This is a genomic window from Burkholderia sp. E168m15 (assembly GCF_016586105.1).
In the GTDB taxonomy this organism is placed as follows: domain Bacteria; phylum Pseudomonadota; class Gammaproteobacteria; order Burkholderiales; family Burkholderiaceae; genus Burkholderia; species Burkholderia orbicola.
In genome coordinates this window covers 1-14,749 of the sequence record NZ_BCPO01000004.1, presented here as the reverse complement: position 1 = coordinate 14,749, position 14,749 = coordinate 1, and the positions used below count along the sequence as shown (strand labels likewise).

At 64.4% G+C, this 14,749-nt stretch carries 11 protein-coding genes and 1 pseudogene; 9 read left to right on the top strand and 3 right to left on the bottom strand.

The window, feature by feature from the left end:
- The first annotated feature begins 244 nt into the window (after positions 1 to 244).
- The 8 genes from JMF86_RS00795 (at position 245) to JMF86_RS00760 (ending at position 9,436) form a co-directional block, all read left to right on the top strand.
- Entirely contained in the window at positions 245 to 1,399 is a 1,155-nt protein-coding gene (locus JMF86_RS00795; protein WP_011546721.1) for a flagellin, read from the top strand.
- Positions 1,400 to 1,531: 132 nt separating this feature from the next.
- Positions 1,532 to 3,040 carry a flagellar filament capping protein FliD gene (gene fliD / locus JMF86_RS00790; RefSeq protein WP_011546722.1) on the top strand — a complete coding sequence of 503 codons (1,509 nt, stop codon included), beginning with the start codon at positions 1,532 to 1,534 and terminating at the stop codon, positions 3,038 to 3,040.
- Positions 3,041 to 3,065: 25 nt separating this feature from the next.
- Complete coding sequence (locus JMF86_RS00785) at positions 3,066 to 3,365, top strand: flagellar protein FliT (RefSeq protein WP_011546723.1); 300 nt, start codon at positions 3,066 to 3,068, stop codon at positions 3,363 to 3,365.
- A 261-nt stretch (positions 3,366 to 3,626) separates the two neighbouring features.
- A complete protein-coding gene (locus tag JMF86_RS00780; protein ID WP_054928239.1) occupies positions 3,627 to 5,969 on the top strand; it encodes a tetratricopeptide repeat protein in 2,343 nt (780 codons plus the stop codon).
- 24 nt (positions 5,970 to 5,993) lie between these two features.
- Entirely contained in the window at positions 5,994 to 7,142 is a 1,149-nt protein-coding gene (locus JMF86_RS00775) for a DegT/DnrJ/EryC1/StrS aminotransferase family protein (protein WP_011546725.1), read from the top strand.
- A complete protein-coding gene (locus JMF86_RS00770) occupies positions 7,139 to 7,603 on the top strand; it encodes an N-acetyltransferase (protein WP_011546726.1) in 465 nt (154 codons plus the stop codon). The genes JMF86_RS00775 and JMF86_RS00770 overlap by 4 nt, the downstream gene beginning before the upstream one ends.
- Positions 7,604 to 7,706: 103 nt before the next feature.
- Entirely contained in the window at positions 7,707 to 8,528 is an 822-nt protein-coding gene (locus JMF86_RS00765; RefSeq protein WP_011694088.1) for a methyltransferase domain-containing protein, read from the top strand.
- Positions 8,529 to 9,022: 494 nt separating this feature from the next.
- Entirely contained in the window at positions 9,023 to 9,436 is a 414-nt protein-coding gene (locus JMF86_RS00760; RefSeq protein ID WP_011546728.1) for a hypothetical protein, read from the top strand.
- A gap of 107 nt (positions 9,437 to 9,543) precedes the next feature.
- On the opposite strand, the gene JMF86_RS00755 is transcribed toward JMF86_RS00760, so the two are convergent.
- From JMF86_RS00755 to JMF86_RS00745, 3 genes are all read right to left on the bottom strand, one after another.
- Positions 9,544 to 10,296 carry a WbqC family protein gene (locus JMF86_RS00755; protein WP_011694087.1) on the bottom strand — a complete coding sequence of 251 codons (753 nt, stop codon included), beginning with the start codon at positions 10,294 to 10,296 and terminating at the stop codon, positions 9,544 to 9,546.
- Between the two features lie 66 nt (positions 10,297 to 10,362).
- Positions 10,363 to 12,282, bottom strand: a complete 1,920-nt coding sequence (locus JMF86_RS00750; protein WP_041489272.1) for a tetratricopeptide repeat protein — start codon at positions 12,280 to 12,282, stop codon at positions 10,363 to 10,365.
- Positions 12,283 to 12,520: 238 nt separating this feature from the next.
- On the bottom strand, positions 12,521 to 14,125 hold the full coding sequence (locus tag JMF86_RS00745; protein ID WP_011546731.1) for a TIGR04222 domain-containing membrane protein: 1,605 nt from the start codon (positions 14,123 to 14,125) through the stop codon (positions 12,521 to 12,523).
- Between the two features lie 382 nt (positions 14,126 to 14,507).
- Here JMF86_RS00745 and JMF86_RS00740 point away from each other — a divergent pair.
- Positions 14,508 to 14,749, top strand: a pseudogene (locus tag JMF86_RS00740) (site-specific integrase); the annotation flags it as partial.

The following is a 14,749-nucleotide window of genomic DNA, read 5'->3' as shown; positions in this document are numbered from 1 at the left end:
CAGCGTCACGACTGAGTGCCGGAGCCGCATCGGGCCCGTTTCTGCCCCCGTTTAATCCAGCGCCGTGCCGGGGCGGTCCGAAATGACAAAGAAGGATAAAAAATCGGGCCGAATCTCCAAGTGCCCCTCAAGTTTTGTTTTGGTGCGCCGAAATCCTGCTCTGAGGCGGCCAGCAATGAACGAGTGCTTCCGCCGACGCCAAAACGGCTTTCCAGGGCTTTCGGCTTACACAGGAGATTTTTCCATGCTCGGAATTAACAGCAACATCAACTCGCTGGTTGCACAGCAGAACCTCAACGGCTCGCAAAACGCCCTGTCCCAGGCCATCACGCGCCTGTCGTCGGGCAAGCGCATCAACAGCGCAGCGGACGACGCAGCAGGCCTCGCGATCTCGACCCGGATGCAGACCCAGATCAACGGTCTGAACCAGGGCGTGTCGAACGCCAACGACGGCGTGTCGATGATTCAAACGGCTTCGAGCGCACTGTCGTCGCTGACGAACAGCCTGCAGCGTATCCGCCAGCTGGCCGTCCAGGCGTCGACGGGCACGATGTCCACGACCGACCAGGCAGCACTGCAACAGGAAGTTTCGCAGCAGATCCAGGAAGTGAACCGTATCGCGTCGCAAACGACGTACAACGGCACGAACATTCTCGACGGCTCGGCAGGCATCGTGTCGTTCCAGGTCGGCGCGAACGTCGGCCAGACGATTTCGCTGGACCTGAGCCAAAGCATGTCGGCTGCGAAGATCGGCGGCGGCCTGGTGCAGAAGGGCCAGACGGTGGGTACGGTGACGGGTCTGTCGCTCGACAACAACGGCGCGTACACCGGTTCGGGCGCAACGATCACCGCGATCAACGTGCTGTCCGACGGTAAGGGTGGCTACACGTTCACCGACCAGAACGGCGGCGCCATCTCGCAAACCGTTGCCCAGTCCGTGTTCGGCGCAAACGCAACCACCGGCACCGGTACGGCAGTCGGCAACCTGACGCTGCAATCGGGTGCAACCGGCGCAGGCACGTCCGCGGCACAGCAGACGGCCATCACCAATGCGATCAACCAGATCAACGCCGTCAACAAGCCGGCTACCGTGTCGAACCTCGACATCAGCACGGTCAGCGGCGCGAACGTCGCGATGGTGTCGATCGACAACGCGCTGCAAACGGTGAACAACGTGCAGGCGGCACTCGGCGCGGCACAAAACCGCTTCACGGCAATCGCCACGTCGCAGCAGGCAGAATCGACCGACCTGTCGTCGGCACAGTCGCAGATCACCGACGCGAACTTCGCGCAGGAAACCGCGAACATGTCGAAGAACCAGGTGCTGCAGCAAGCAGGCATCTCGGTGCTGGCACAGGCGAACTCGCTGCCGCAGCAGGTCCTGAAGCTCCTGCAGTAATCGCGTAGCAACCCACGGCCGGGCCCCGCGTAATGCGTGGCCCGGCCGCAGGCACTTGGCGCGCGGGGCATTGCCCCGCCGTCAGGTCTTCACCCAGAATTCCACGGATCATCCGCCGCACGGAGCACTACGATGTCGACGATCAATTCCGCCGTCACAGCCGCCAACAATTCGGCCAACAGCCAGCTGCAGCAGGCTGCCCAATCGATCATCAGCGGTTCGACCGGCAACTCGTCGATGGACGTCAACTCGCTCGTGACGGCACTCGTCAATGCGAAAACCGCCGGTCAGGCCGCCGCGCTCAACGCGCAGCAAAGCAGCGACAACACCCAGATTTCCGCGTACGGCGCGCTGTCGGCCGCGCTGAGCGCACTGCAGGCCAGCCTCACGACGCTGTCGAACGGCTCGCTGCAGAACACCTTCACCGCGACCGCGAGCGGCACCGGCCTCACCGCGACCGCGGGCGCCGGCGCGGTGGCCGGCAGCTATTCGGTCGGCGTCACGCAGATCGCGACGTCGCAGTCGCTGTCGTCGGCCGCGTTCGGTGCGTCGACCGCGCTCGGCACCGGCACGATGACGCTGTCGCTCGGCAGCCAGTCGTTCTCGGTCGATGTGAACGGCACCAACAACACGCTGTCCGGTATCGCCGCCGCGATCAACACCGCGACCGGCAACCCGGGCATCGTCGCGTCGGTCGTCAACGGCAGCGACGGCGCGCACCTCGTGCTCAGCTCGACGCCGACCGGCGCGGCGAGCACGATCGGCGTCGCGCTCAGCAACGTCGCCGGCGACAACGGCCTGTCCAGCCTCGGCGTCACGTCGACGGCCAGCACGACGGGCGGCCAGTCGACGATCACGTCCGCGAATAGCGGCGCAGCGTGGAAACAAAGCACCGCCGCGCAGGACGCCGCGTTCACGATCAACGGGATCGCCGGCACCAGCGCGAGCAACACCGTGACGAGCGCGATCACCGGCGTCACGCTGAACCTGACCAGCGCCGCCGTCAGCGCCACGCAGCCGCAAACGTTGACGGTCGCGACCGACACGAAATCCCAGGCCGCCGCGATCAACAATTTCGCGACGCTCTATAACACGCTCGTCACGACGATGGGCTCGCTGTCGAGCTTCACGTCCGGCGCGTCGTCGCAAGGCCCGCTGCTCGGCGACTCGACGCTGAACACGATCAAGAACGCACTCGCGTCGATCGTCGCGAGCGGCGTGACCAGCAACGGCTCGACGGTCAACCTCGCGTCGATCGGCGTCACGCTGCAGGCCGACGGCACGCTGAAGGTCGACAGCACGGCGCTCAACGGCGCGCTGCAGAACAATCCGACGGGTGTCGCGTCGCTGTTCAACTCGACCAACGGGATCGGCGAGCAGTTGACGACGAACATCACGAACTACACGAAGACGAACGGACTGATCGCCGCGCGTACTACCGCGCTCAGCAACGATCTGAAGAACGTCGCCCAGCAGCAGACGACGCTGTCGAACTACGCAGCCCAGCTCACGAGCCAGTACCAGGCGCAGTTCACCGCGCTCAACACGCTGATGGCGACGATGAACAGCAACTCGCAATACTTGACCCAGCTGTTCGGCGGCGCGAACAGCGGCGGCGCGCTGGCGAACAACAAGAGCTGACCGCTAGCCGGACAGGAGAGCCCAGATGGAACAGACCGAACTGATTGCGCAGATCGACGCGTTCACCGACGCCATCGAACACGCGGCCGCGATGGCCGACTGGGCCGAGGCCGTGCGCCTCGTCGATGCGCGCTGGTCGCTCGTCGCGCTGCTCTCGACCGACCAGCCGCCCGTCGGCATCGCCGCGATCCGCCGCATGCAGGCCAGCAACGACCGGATCTTCGCCGGCGCGCAGCGCGCGCAGCAGGAGCTGACCGACGAATACCAGGCGGCAATGAGCCGCGTGCAGGCCGTCGGCCAGTACCAGAGCATCGCGAACCGTTAAGACCCGCCGCGCGGCGTGCTCGACACGCATGCGCCGCCAACCCGACAACAAGAACTACGCGCTGATGTGAGGGCGTGCTCGTTCGCCTCCGTGCCCGCCTCGTGCGGGCGTTTTTTTTTGGGGCGCCGCAATTCGCACCGCCCCGGCGTCGGCCGACCGCTCAATCGGCCAAACTGACCGGGCTTTTCCCGTCAGCTCGCGGCATCGGCGCAACGGCACGCTACCCATAATGGTATCGACCGACTTTCCGCAGATCTCATCATGTTCTCGACCGAACTGCCCGCCTCCGCCGCGCTCACGCCTGAACAGCAGCTTGCGCAGGACATTGCGCTCGTCATGGAGAACGCGCTCGAGCGCCAGCGCAGCGGCGCGTTCGACGACGCCCGGGCGCTGTACGAGGCCATCCTCGACGCGGTGCCCGCGCATGGCGATGCGCATTACAACCTCGCGGTGCTGCTGGCCGATACGGGTCAGGCGGCTGATGCGGTACCGCATTTCGAAGCCGCCATCGGCGCGAGCCCGGACAACGGCTACTACTGGGTTAGCTACATTCACGCGCTGCATCGCAGCGGGCAGACGGCCGCCGCGTGGATCGCGGTCGAAATCGCGCAACAGCGCGGCGTGCACGGCCCGGCGCTCGACGGGCTGATCGCGCAACTGGCGTCGCCCGACGTCGTGCTCGCGACGGCCGCGGTTGCGCCGAGCGGCATCGACATGGCGATCGTTCTGGAAACCGCAGCCGGCCACGCAGGGAAGAGCGACGCCGGCAGGCCGGTCCGGCGCCCCAATCAGACGCTGCTGCAAAAGCACGCGGCGCTGTTCGACAAGAACAAGCACGCGGAAGCCACCGCGCTTGCGCAGCAACTGGTCGCCGATTACCCGGAAGACGGTGCATGCTGGCGCGCGCTGTCCGCATCGCTTCACCGGGAAGGCCGCTTCGCGGAGATGATCGAGGCCGGCTTTCGTACGATCGAATTGCTGCCGGATGAATTGCTCGTGCGCATGCTGCTCGCCGACACGCTGCGGATGGTGAACCGTCTCGCGGAGGCCGACGAGCAGTGCACGCGCCTGCTCCAGCTTCAGCCCGATCACCCGGAGGCCTTCCGGATTCGCGGTCTGGTGCTGTTCGCGCTGCGCCGCACGGATGAAGCGATCGCGGCGTGCCGTCGCGCGGTCGAGCTTGCGCCCAACGCCGCTGCGCCGTGCGGCACGCTCGGCTTCGTGCTGCTCGAACAGGGCGCCACGCAGGAAGCGATACGCTGGCTGAAGCGCTCGATCGAAATCAACCCGACCGACAGCGTCACCCACAGCAGCATGTTGTTCTGTATTACGCACAGCAGCGACTTCGATCCGCAGGCGCTCATTGCCGAACACCGCAAGTTCGGCGAGCGCTACGGCAATCACAAGCGCAAGCGCGCGGCCGTGTTCTCGAACTCGCGCGACCCGGCGCGCAAGCTGCAGGTCGGCTTCGTGTCGGGCGACCTGTTCAGCCACGCGGTCGCCTCCTACGCGGTGCCCGTGATCGAGCATCTCGCAGCCGATCCCGGCATTGCGATGCACTTCTATCACAATCACTTCGAGGAAGATCACGTATCCGAGCGCTTCAAGGCCCACGCCACGACGTGGCGCACCGTCGCCGGCATGAGCGACACGGCCTTCCTCGAGCGCGTGCGCAACGACCGCATCGACATCGTGATCGACCTGTCGGGGCACACCGGTCGTAACCGGCTGGTCGCGCTGGCGCAGCGTGCGGCGCCCGTGCAGGCGTCGTGGATCGGCTATCCGGCCACGACCGGCCTCGCCGCGATGGACTACTTCATTGCGGATCGCTTTGTCGCGCCGCACGGCGAATTCGACGATCAGTTCGTCGAGCAGATCGTGCGGCTGCCGGCCATCTCGTCGTTCATGCCACCGGCAAATTGCCCGCCCGTCAATGTCTTGCCCGCGCTACGGAACGGCTATACGACGTACGGCAGCTTCAACCGCCTGAATAAACTCAGCCCCCACGTAATCGGCGTCTGGGCGCGCGTGCTGCATGCGGACCCAACCGCGCGCATGGCGCTCGGCGCAATCGGCAACGAGGGAGACCAGCGGGTGCTGATCGACTGGTTTGCCGCGGCCGGCATCGACGCCAGCCGCCTGTCGTTCCACCGGCGCTCGAACATTCCTGTCTACCTGCAACAGCATCATGGCGTCGACCTCTGTCTGGACACGTTCCCTTACACAGGTTCGACCACGACGCTAAATGCCCTGTGGATGGGCGTGCCGACGCTGACCATCGCTGGCGTGACGCTGGCCGGCCGGGGCAGTGCGAACTGGTTGATGCACGTCGGGCTCGACACATACATAGCGAAAAACGAGGACGAGTTCGTTGCCAAAGCGCTCGCCCTCGGCAAAGACACTGCGTCGCTTCAGGCGCTCCGCTCCGGCCTGCGCGCGCGCTGCGCCGAGTCGGCCGCGTTCCGCCCGGAGATCGTCGCGGCCGGACTGTCGTCGGCGCTGCGCACGATGTGGGCACGCTGGTGCGCGGGCGAGCCCGCGATCGCCTTCGACACGCCTCTTTTCGACGATACGGCGACCGCACCGGCCACGACCGAGGCCTGACCTCCACGCAACAGAGGGATCACCATGACTGCCAGCCTGCCTGCGTCGTCCGTCGCACAACTGCCTCGCGACAGCATCTACGTCACGCAGCCGTACCTGCCGCCACTCGACGAATTCATACCGTACCTCCAGCAGATCTGGGACAGCCGGGTGCTCACCAACGGCGGCCCGTTTCACCAGCAATTCGAGCGCGCACTATGCGACTACCTCGACGTGCCTCACCTGTCGCTTTTCGCGAACGGTACGCTCGCACTCGTCACCGCGCTGCAGGCGCTGCGAATCACCGGCGAAGTGATCACGACGCCATACTCGTTCGTCGCGACTGCACACTCGCTGCTGTGGAACGGCATCAAGCCGGTGTTCGTCGACGTGGACCCCGATTCGCTGAATCTGGACCCTGCGAAGATCGAAGCCGCCATCACGCCGCAGACAAGCGCGATCATGCCGGTGCACTGCTACGGCCGACCCTGCGACGTCGAGGCGATCCAAAAAATCGCGGACAACTACAACCTGCGCGTCATTTATGACGCAGCACACGCGTTCGGCGTTCACACGCCGACGGGCAGTCTGTTGCGGCACGGCGACCTGTCGATACTGAGTTTTCACGCGACCAAGGTATTCAATACCTTTGAAGGCGGCGCGATCATCTGTCCCGATGCGAAAACGAAGCAACGCATCGATCATCTGAAGAATTTCGGGTTCGTCGACGAAGTCACGGTCGTGGCGCCCGGCATCAACGGCAAGATGAGCGAGATCAACGCCGCGTTCGGATTGCTGCAGCTTCAGCATGTCGATGCGGCAATCGCGCGCCGTGCGCATATCGATGCCATGTATCGCGAGCAACTGAGCGGGTTGCGTGGACTTCGATGCATCGAGCACGGCGACGGCGTACGACACAACTACTCGTACTTTCCGATTCTCGTCGACGACGAATATCCGGTCAGCCGCGACGCGCTCTACAGCAAGCTGCGTGCACACGAAATTTATGTGCGCCGTTACTTCTACCCGCTCATCTCGGAATTTCCGATGTATCGCGGGTTGCCGTCGGCGCACAAGTCGCTGCTGCCCGCCGCCGCGCACGCATCCGAGCGCGTGCTGTGCCTGCCGATCTACCCGGCGCTGCGCGACGAAGACGTCGAACGAATCGTGAAGATCATCAAGGGGCACGTGTGACGTCGCCGGCAACCAGCGGCCTGGCGCGGTCGTCCTCATGCGCTTCCAGCACCATCGCGTTCAGCGCGATTCGCGACCTGATCGAGCAGGAACAGGTGCGAAACGCGGACTTCATCCGTACCGCGCTACCCGCTTATCTCGACAAGCTGGAGGCGCGCGCCGAGTTCGTCGCCGAAGCAGTGGACGGCATCTGTCACGGTTTCGTCGCGTTCTACTGTAACGACTACGCGACGCGAATACTGTACGTAACGCTGATCCTGGTAGCGCCGACGCGTCGTCGTACCCGGCTTGGCGAACGCCTGCTCACCAGAACCTTCGAGCTGGCCCGTGCACGAGGTTTCCTGCGATGCCGCCTCGAGGTGCATCCGGACAATCCCGGCGCCCGCGACTTTTACGCGCGACTGGGCTTCAAACCGATCGATGCGCGATCGGACGCCATCGTGCTCGAACGCACGTTGTGACATCGCTCGAACCGGGTACGTTCGAAGCCCGGTGTCACTGAACACGGCTCCGCGACCAGGCGGCCGCCTATCGCATCACTCAGCAGAAAGAGAGCGCGACAAAATGAAGTGCATGATTTGCGACGCCGACGGCGACTACTATTTCTCGAAGACCTATACCGAGCGACCTTTTTCCGACTTCATGAGTTCGATCGGCAAGGTCGACTATTACAAATGTCGGCAGTGCGGCTTCGTCTGGTCCGGCACACATCAATCGCTACCGGCGGAGAAATGGAGTGAATTGAATCGGCAGTTTCATCACTACATCGAGAATCCCGCCAACGAAACGAAGGGCAACCAGCCGCCGTACGCCGAACAGGCCATGATGCTCGCCCTGCTCGGAAAGAACGGCGTGATTCGCCTGGACAACATGGTCGACTATGCCGCCGGGTACGGTACGTTGAGCAATGTCCTGGCGAAATACTACGATCTTGAACTGCCGATCTTCGATCTCTACGTGAAAAACGATGGCTCGGGAAGATATATCGATCCATCCAACCTCGGTCGCTACAAGACCGTGATCAATTCGGCGATGTTCGAGCATGTCCTGCGCCGCAGCGATCTCGATTTCGTGCATGACATGGTCGATCACGACGGTGCATTGGTCATCCACACGGTTGTCTGTGAACGCGTGCCGAACGACCCGGAATGGTTCTACTTGCGCCCCCCCGTGCATACCGCCTTTCATACCAATCGAAGCATGACCATCCTGATGGAGCAATGGGGCTATCGGGCATCGCTCTACTGTCCTCAGGCCAAGTGCTGGGTTCTGCTTCGCGACGAGTGCGCACATATCGGCGAAACGGTTGCATCCATCAATCGCGAACTCCAGACCACGTGGTTCCACTACAAGGAAGGATTCGTCGACTACTGGAAGGGATTCTAGATCAGCCTGCATGTGACGAAATGCATCGATGCCCCGTCCTTCACGTGAGCTGACAGGACGACCCGCGCATACCGGCCGGCAATGCGTGGCCGCGAGTCGAATGCCGTTTCCGAAGCAGGCAAGGCAGTCGATTTCGAATGGCGACCGACGCTCTCCGGTTGATCCGCGCAATGACAGGCAAAACCTAAATTCCGGGACAGACCTGCCGTTATAGCAAAAGTAAGTGTAGTGCCATGCAACGAATGCAATTCCGAAAGGAATCGACGTGTGTGCATTGCGCCGACACTTACGCCACGGGCCTGAATCGCTGCCGGAGCGAGGCAACTGTATCGCGCGTCAATCAAGCATCGGGTGCGACGCATACCACCGGATTCCCCTTCTCCTATCGCGCTTCGCCACGAAGTGCAATCCAGGCAAGAGAAACCGGTTTTCCGGTGCACTCGCGGTAACGCCGGGCACATACCAACTAATTGAATATTGAGAGAACTCGACTGATGCGTACCAAACTGATCGTCGCCGCGCTCGCGGCCATGGTTTCCTTGACGTGCAGCGCAGCCACCAGCGTCGTGATCGATGCAAAAGCCAATTGCCTTTCCAGCTTCGTCGGGACCGTCTCCGGCGGCACGTCGGCAAAATTCAGGCTCGCAAGGGGCCAATACGCCGTCTCTCTCGTGTCGAACACGATGAGTTGCGGTGGCGGCTCACTCGATAATGGCTGCAACATCGATACCGTGATGATGCAAGGCGGCTACGGCTACGGAAGCATCCGATGGGGCACCGCAATCACGGCCAAACCCACCGTCATCCTGATGACCAGCGACCTCAACGATGTTTTCGCCTACGTCAGCGATGACTACTGTGGCGACAACGTCGGACAGGCGACGCTGCTGATTCAGCCGGTAAACTAAGCGCAATTTGCACGGCGCACGCAGCGCGCGTGCGTATCGCCCTACCTGCACAAGCAAGGCCAGCCGCTCGAACGGCCGCGTCCCCGACAGGACACGGCCGTGACCGGTCACCCCGATACCTGCTGCACCGTATCGGGCATCGCGACCCCGTTCGCAGGGACTGCCTGAATCAAATCGTATTCCGTCAGCATGTCCCTTACTTCCGCAACGGAGTTGAACATCAGCAGGTCCACGATCGACAGCCAGGGAACGAACGGCGCCCCGAACTGACCGTATTCGATCGGCCTCGACCGAAGAAACCGCAGATCAATGCCGCGCGCCGCAAAGTCTTCGTGCGAGTACAAATCAACACCGCCGATCGCATTGACATACGTCGTCGCCCCCAGCGACTCGCAGATCGCGAGTACGCGACTCTGCCCCTTCAATGACGGATCAACGTCGATCGACGACGACACATCGATACGCGTGGCGATGCCGAGCCGATCCACGACGACATCGATCGATCGCTTGATGAACTTGAACAGGTTCGGCTCGTCAGCGTCGATCACGGCGCTCACGAGGTTGAATCCTTGCTCAAAGAACGGCGCACGAACATAGGCTCCCTTCAACTGGGCGGCAAGTTTCACGGGATCGTAATCAGACGACACCTCGCGATCACGAACATCGAGCGAATCGGCATCTCGTTTCAGCGGAATACTGAACAGCGCATCGCTGCCGTTGAGCAGGAAGCGGTTCCGGTTGAACCACCCCTTCTTCGTGTACTTGATGTTGTCGTATACAACAAACCGGTCAACCGCTCCAATCAGTTGAAAGTAGCCGATATACGGCAGGAAATACGGTTGCATGATCGCGACTTTCATCGCCTCACCCCTGACGGACAAACGGCACAAAAAATGGCTGGAGAGCGGCGCGGCATGCCAAACAGGCTACGCATCGACGCACTCCCTGAAATGCGCGGCAAACACCCCCCGCAGCCGCTCGGCCATCTGAATCCAGCTCTCGCCGCGCCCGCGCCGGAACAACCGCACCGTGCCCGGATACCACGGCGAATCCTCACGGTCGTGCATCCACCGCCAGTCCACGTCCTGATTCGGCAGCAGCACCCAGCAGGGCTTGCCGAGCGATGCGGCCAGATGCGCGGTCGACGTGTCGACGCACACCACGAGATCGAGTTGCGCGACGATCGCGGCCGTATCGGCGAAATCGTCGAGCTCCGAGCCCAGGTGCAGCAACGGCAGCCCGCCCGGCGGCTGGCGCGCTTCGTCCTCGCCCTGCCCTTTCTGCAGGCTCACGAAATTCACGCCCGGCACGCTCCATAGCGGCGTCAGCAATGCCAGTGACGGCAGCGAACGGTGCACGTCGTTGTGATGCTTCGGATTGCCTTTCCATACAAGACCGACGCGCGGGCCGGCAGGCAACGCATCGAGGCGTGCGCCCCAGTGCGCGACGCACGCCGGATCGGACACGAACCGCACCGGCGGCGGGATCGTGTCGAGTGTCGTGCCCGCGTGCATCGGCGCGCTCAACAGGCTCGTCCAGTAATCGAATTGCCCGGCCTGTGCGGTGGCCGCCTCGTGATCGAGCACTGCGTCGACACCGTCGACCGTCTCCATCAGCCGATGCAGCGCCGGCTGGCACGCGAACACCACCCGCGCCGCCCGCCTCGCGCGAAATTCCGCGAAATAACGGCTGAACTGCAGCATATCGCCGAGGCCGTCCTCCTGCCACACGAGCAGCGTCTTGCCGGCTAGCGGCTCGCCTTGCCACTGCGCGCACCGCAGTACCTCGCGGGTTCGGCGGTGCACGAACGTCGACTGCTCGTAGCGCGATTCGTAGCGGCGCCAGCCTTCCTCGAATCGTCCCCGGCCGAGCAGCAGCGTCGCCAGCCCGAAGCGCGCGTCGTCATAGTCGGCGCGCAGGTCGAGCGCGCGACGGTATGCGCGTTCGGCTTCGTCGAGTTGGCCCGCATGCGCCAAGGTCGTGCCGAGGTTGTAGTGCACCTCGGCCATCCGCGGCGCGAGCGCCAGCGCGTCGGTGAACGCGACGGCCGCTTCGTCGTGGCGGCCCTGCGCACGCAGGACGCAGCCGAGATTGTTGTGTGGCTGCGGCAGGCCGGGCCGGCAGCGGATGGCGTCGCGATAGGCCGCTTCCGCTTCGGACAGGCGATCGAGGTTCTGCAGCGCGACGCCGAGGTTGTAATGCGCTTCCGGATGATCCGGACACAGTGCGATGGTCTGCCGGCTAGCCGCCTCCGCTTCCGGCAGCCGCTGCATGTCGACGAGGATCGCGCCGAGATTCGCGTGCGCGAGCACATGATCGGCGCGAACGGCAATCGCGAGCCGGTACGCGAGCTCCGCCTCCGCGGGCCGCGCGAGGATGCGAAGCAGGTTGCCGAGATCGGTCAGCACGTCGGGCGACCGCGGCTCGATCGACAGGGCCTGCCCGAACGCCTGTTCGGCTTCGTCGAGCCGGCCGAGCGCTTCGAGCACCTTGCCGAACCGGTGATGGTGCGACGCGCGCAACGGCGCGACGCAGGCAAGCTGCCGGCGCAGGATCACTTCGGCTTCGGGCAAGCGCTCCTGCGACAGCAGCAGCGCGTGAAGGCCGTCGTATGGGGGCTCGAACGCCGGCATCGCGTCGATCGCGCGCCGCCACCACGCCTCGGCATCCGCCAGCCGGTTCAGGCCCAGCGCACAGACGGCCGCGACGTGCAGCGCCGCGACGTCCACCGCAGGCGCATCGAGCAGCGGCGCGACGCGTGACAGTGCGTCGGCAAACTGTCCGTTCTGGCACAAGGTCGCGGCGTGTCGAACGCACGCGGAAACGTCGGAAGCTGGCGTCGTCATGGAGGGCTGGGCAAAGCGGCGGACATTCATCCCGTCCGGCCGTCACGGCGGCAGCCCGGCATGCGCGACGCGTGTCGCGCCCGGGCGACCGTTTCGGCACGGAGAGCGTCGATTGACAGGTTACCGAAGCACGCACGCACGCGATGCGACGATCTGAGCCCATTCCATGCGGTTGTTCGGGCGATGGCCCGTCACCCCGTGCGTGGCGGGGCCTCGCTGAACGACACCGGCCGTCCGCTCAGTTCGACGAACACCCCCCGCAACTGCTCGAACTGCACGAGCTGGAACTGCACGAACTCGACGAACTGCAGCTCGACGACGAGCAACTGCTGTCGGACGAAGTGCCACCGCCCGCTTTCGCCGCGGCGGCCGACGACACCTGCGAGGCCACCAGCACCGGGCCTGCATACGCCGACCATACGGTACCGGCCAGCGCGCCTGCACCGAACAGCGCTGCGGTCCACAGCAACGGGTCCGGATCGTCACGTTCGGCGTCGCGTATCCCGGACGCTCCCCGCGCGCTGCGTACGTGCCGCGCGTCGCGCGCAGCCCGCGGATCGTGCGCGTTCCGGCGCTCGAGCAGCGCGGCGCGCCCGGCCGCCGTGGCGCCGCCGCGCCCGAAGCCGGTCAGCCTTCCAGCGACGATCCGGTACGCGATCGCGAACACCGCCATGCAGATGCACAGCAGCAGCACGGGCCGCCCGCGGCTCAAACCGACCGCGAGCTTCGCGGCGCCGGTGCCGAGCACGAGCAACGCGATCGCGCGCGCGGCCATCCGGGACGCGCGCAACTCGCCGGGCGCCCAGAACCAGCCCTGCGCACGCATCCCGTCGACGACCTCCTGCGCGTACCTCGCAAGCCGCTCCCGAAAGACGCCGTAGCGCACGGTGCCGGACGGTTGCTCGTTGAGCCACGCGCAGTAGTCGTCGTACCGACCCGCGCGTGCCAGATCCGCGATCTTCACGTAGCTGCCTTGCCGGTGAACGCTCCACAAGTCGACCGCGCCCGCATGCGCGAGCGACATCGTCACGACCTGCGCGACCCGTGCTTCGCCGCCGGTGAGATAGGCGACTTCGTCGGCGCTCAGCCCGGACGAAGCCTTGCGCGTGCGCCGGCCCCAGCGCCGGATGCGAAATTCGATGGCCTGGAGCGCGACGATCAGCAACAACGCGAGAATGCAGGCCGGCACGTAGAACGCGAGAAACTGCGGTCCCGTGTAGTCCAGCACGTCGAGATCCTGCGCCGATGCGCAGGTCGCGGCGACGCTCGCGGCCGCCGCCGGCCACACGAGTTTCGGTAGACGGTCGCGCCATGCGCGGCGCGGCGCCACGGCGGCCATGCGCTCGGTCTGCCGCGCCTCTGCATCCGCCTCGGCCTGCCGGTCGACCGGACGCGGCCAGATCGATGCCGGCGGCTCGCAGCCGAACAGCCGACGATAGCTGTCCAGCGTGTCGCGGTAGCGCTGCGCGTACACGGCGGCCTCGTCGGGCGCGCCGGTACCGGGCATATGGTGCAGCCGTGCGTGCAGCACATCGGCGCAGAAGACGTCCCAGTATTCGAGCGTGTACTGCAGATGGAAATGCCACGCGGCATCGACCGCGACCGACGGCGTGACCGGATGCCCGGCCGCCTGCGCGAGAAACGCGAAGCGCTTGTATTCGTCGATTACGGCCAGCGCGTGGTCGTGCGACCAGCCTTCGGCTTCGGCGAGGCGCCGGCTGTACGGCAGCGGCGCATGCGGATCATCGGGCGAATACGCGTGCAGACGCGCGAGCAGCGCCTGCTGCGCATCGGTCAGCGGGCAGGCAGCGACTGCGGTCGAAGTAGACGGGATGGCAGCCATCGGGAGTCGGCGCGATGCGCGGACGGCCGCCGCGCTCGACGCTTGGAGTTGTCGTTGCGGGCGATTCTCGCACAACGGAAAGGCGGCGGAATAGCGTGGGAACGGCCCGGCAGATGACGATGCGATGCCGTGCGGTGACGCTACGCCTGGACGACTTCAGGAAAACGGATCGGGAAATTCGACGCCTGGAATCAGGCTATTTGGCGCGCCCGGCTGGGATCGAACCAGCAACCCCTGCCTTCGGAGGGCGGGAATATAGGTTCACGACCGTCCATGAACATCCGAAGAAACCCGATAATCCATTGAATTTATTGAAAAATAAGAGCATTGCCGTCCAACGAGATCCAGCCTAAAATTTCCGTACCATTTCCGTACGAAAATCATGGCTACTCCTATCGTCAGCAAGACCGCACGCGACAAGCTGCCCCCACGCCGGGAACCCTACTTTGCACGGGTTCAATCCGGTCTCTACGTCGGGTTCCGTAAACTCGCCGAGGGCGACGGGACCTGGATTGCTCGCAGACGCAACGAGGCGGGCAAGCAAGAATACAAGGCACTCGGCACCCTCCCGAGCTTCGATGATGCGGTGAAAGCTACCCTCGAATGGTCGAAAGCGGCAGACGC

Coding starts and splice junctions, on each gene's coding strand:
- JMF86_RS00780 (WP_054928239.1), top strand. CDS start 3,627: ATGTTCTCGACCGAACTGCCCGCCTCCGCCGCGCTCACGCCTGAACAG.
- JMF86_RS00785 (WP_011546723.1), top strand. CDS start 3,066: ATGGAACAGACCGAACTGATTGCGCAGATCGACGCGTTCACCGACGCC.
- fliD (WP_011546722.1), top strand. CDS start 1,532: ATGTCGACGATCAATTCCGCCGTCACAGCCGCCAACAATTCGGCCAAC.
- JMF86_RS00750 (WP_041489272.1), bottom strand. CDS start 12,282: ATGACGACGCCAGCTTCCGACGTTTCCGCGTGCGTTCGACACGCCGCG.
- JMF86_RS00795 (WP_011546721.1), top strand. CDS start 245: ATGCTCGGAATTAACAGCAACATCAACTCGCTGGTTGCACAGCAGAAC.
- JMF86_RS00775 (WP_011546725.1), top strand. CDS start 5,994: ATGACTGCCAGCCTGCCTGCGTCGTCCGTCGCACAACTGCCTCGCGAC.
- JMF86_RS00755 (WP_011694087.1), bottom strand. CDS start 10,296: ATGAAAGTCGCGATCATGCAACCGTATTTCCTGCCGTATATCGGCTAC.
- JMF86_RS00760 (WP_011546728.1), top strand. CDS start 9,023: ATGCGTACCAAACTGATCGTCGCCGCGCTCGCGGCCATGGTTTCCTTG.
- JMF86_RS00765 (WP_011694088.1), top strand. CDS start 7,707: ATGAAGTGCATGATTTGCGACGCCGACGGCGACTACTATTTCTCGAAG.
- JMF86_RS00745 (WP_011546731.1), bottom strand. CDS start 14,125: ATGGCTGCCATCCCGTCTACTTCGACCGCAGTCGCTGCCTGCCCGCTG.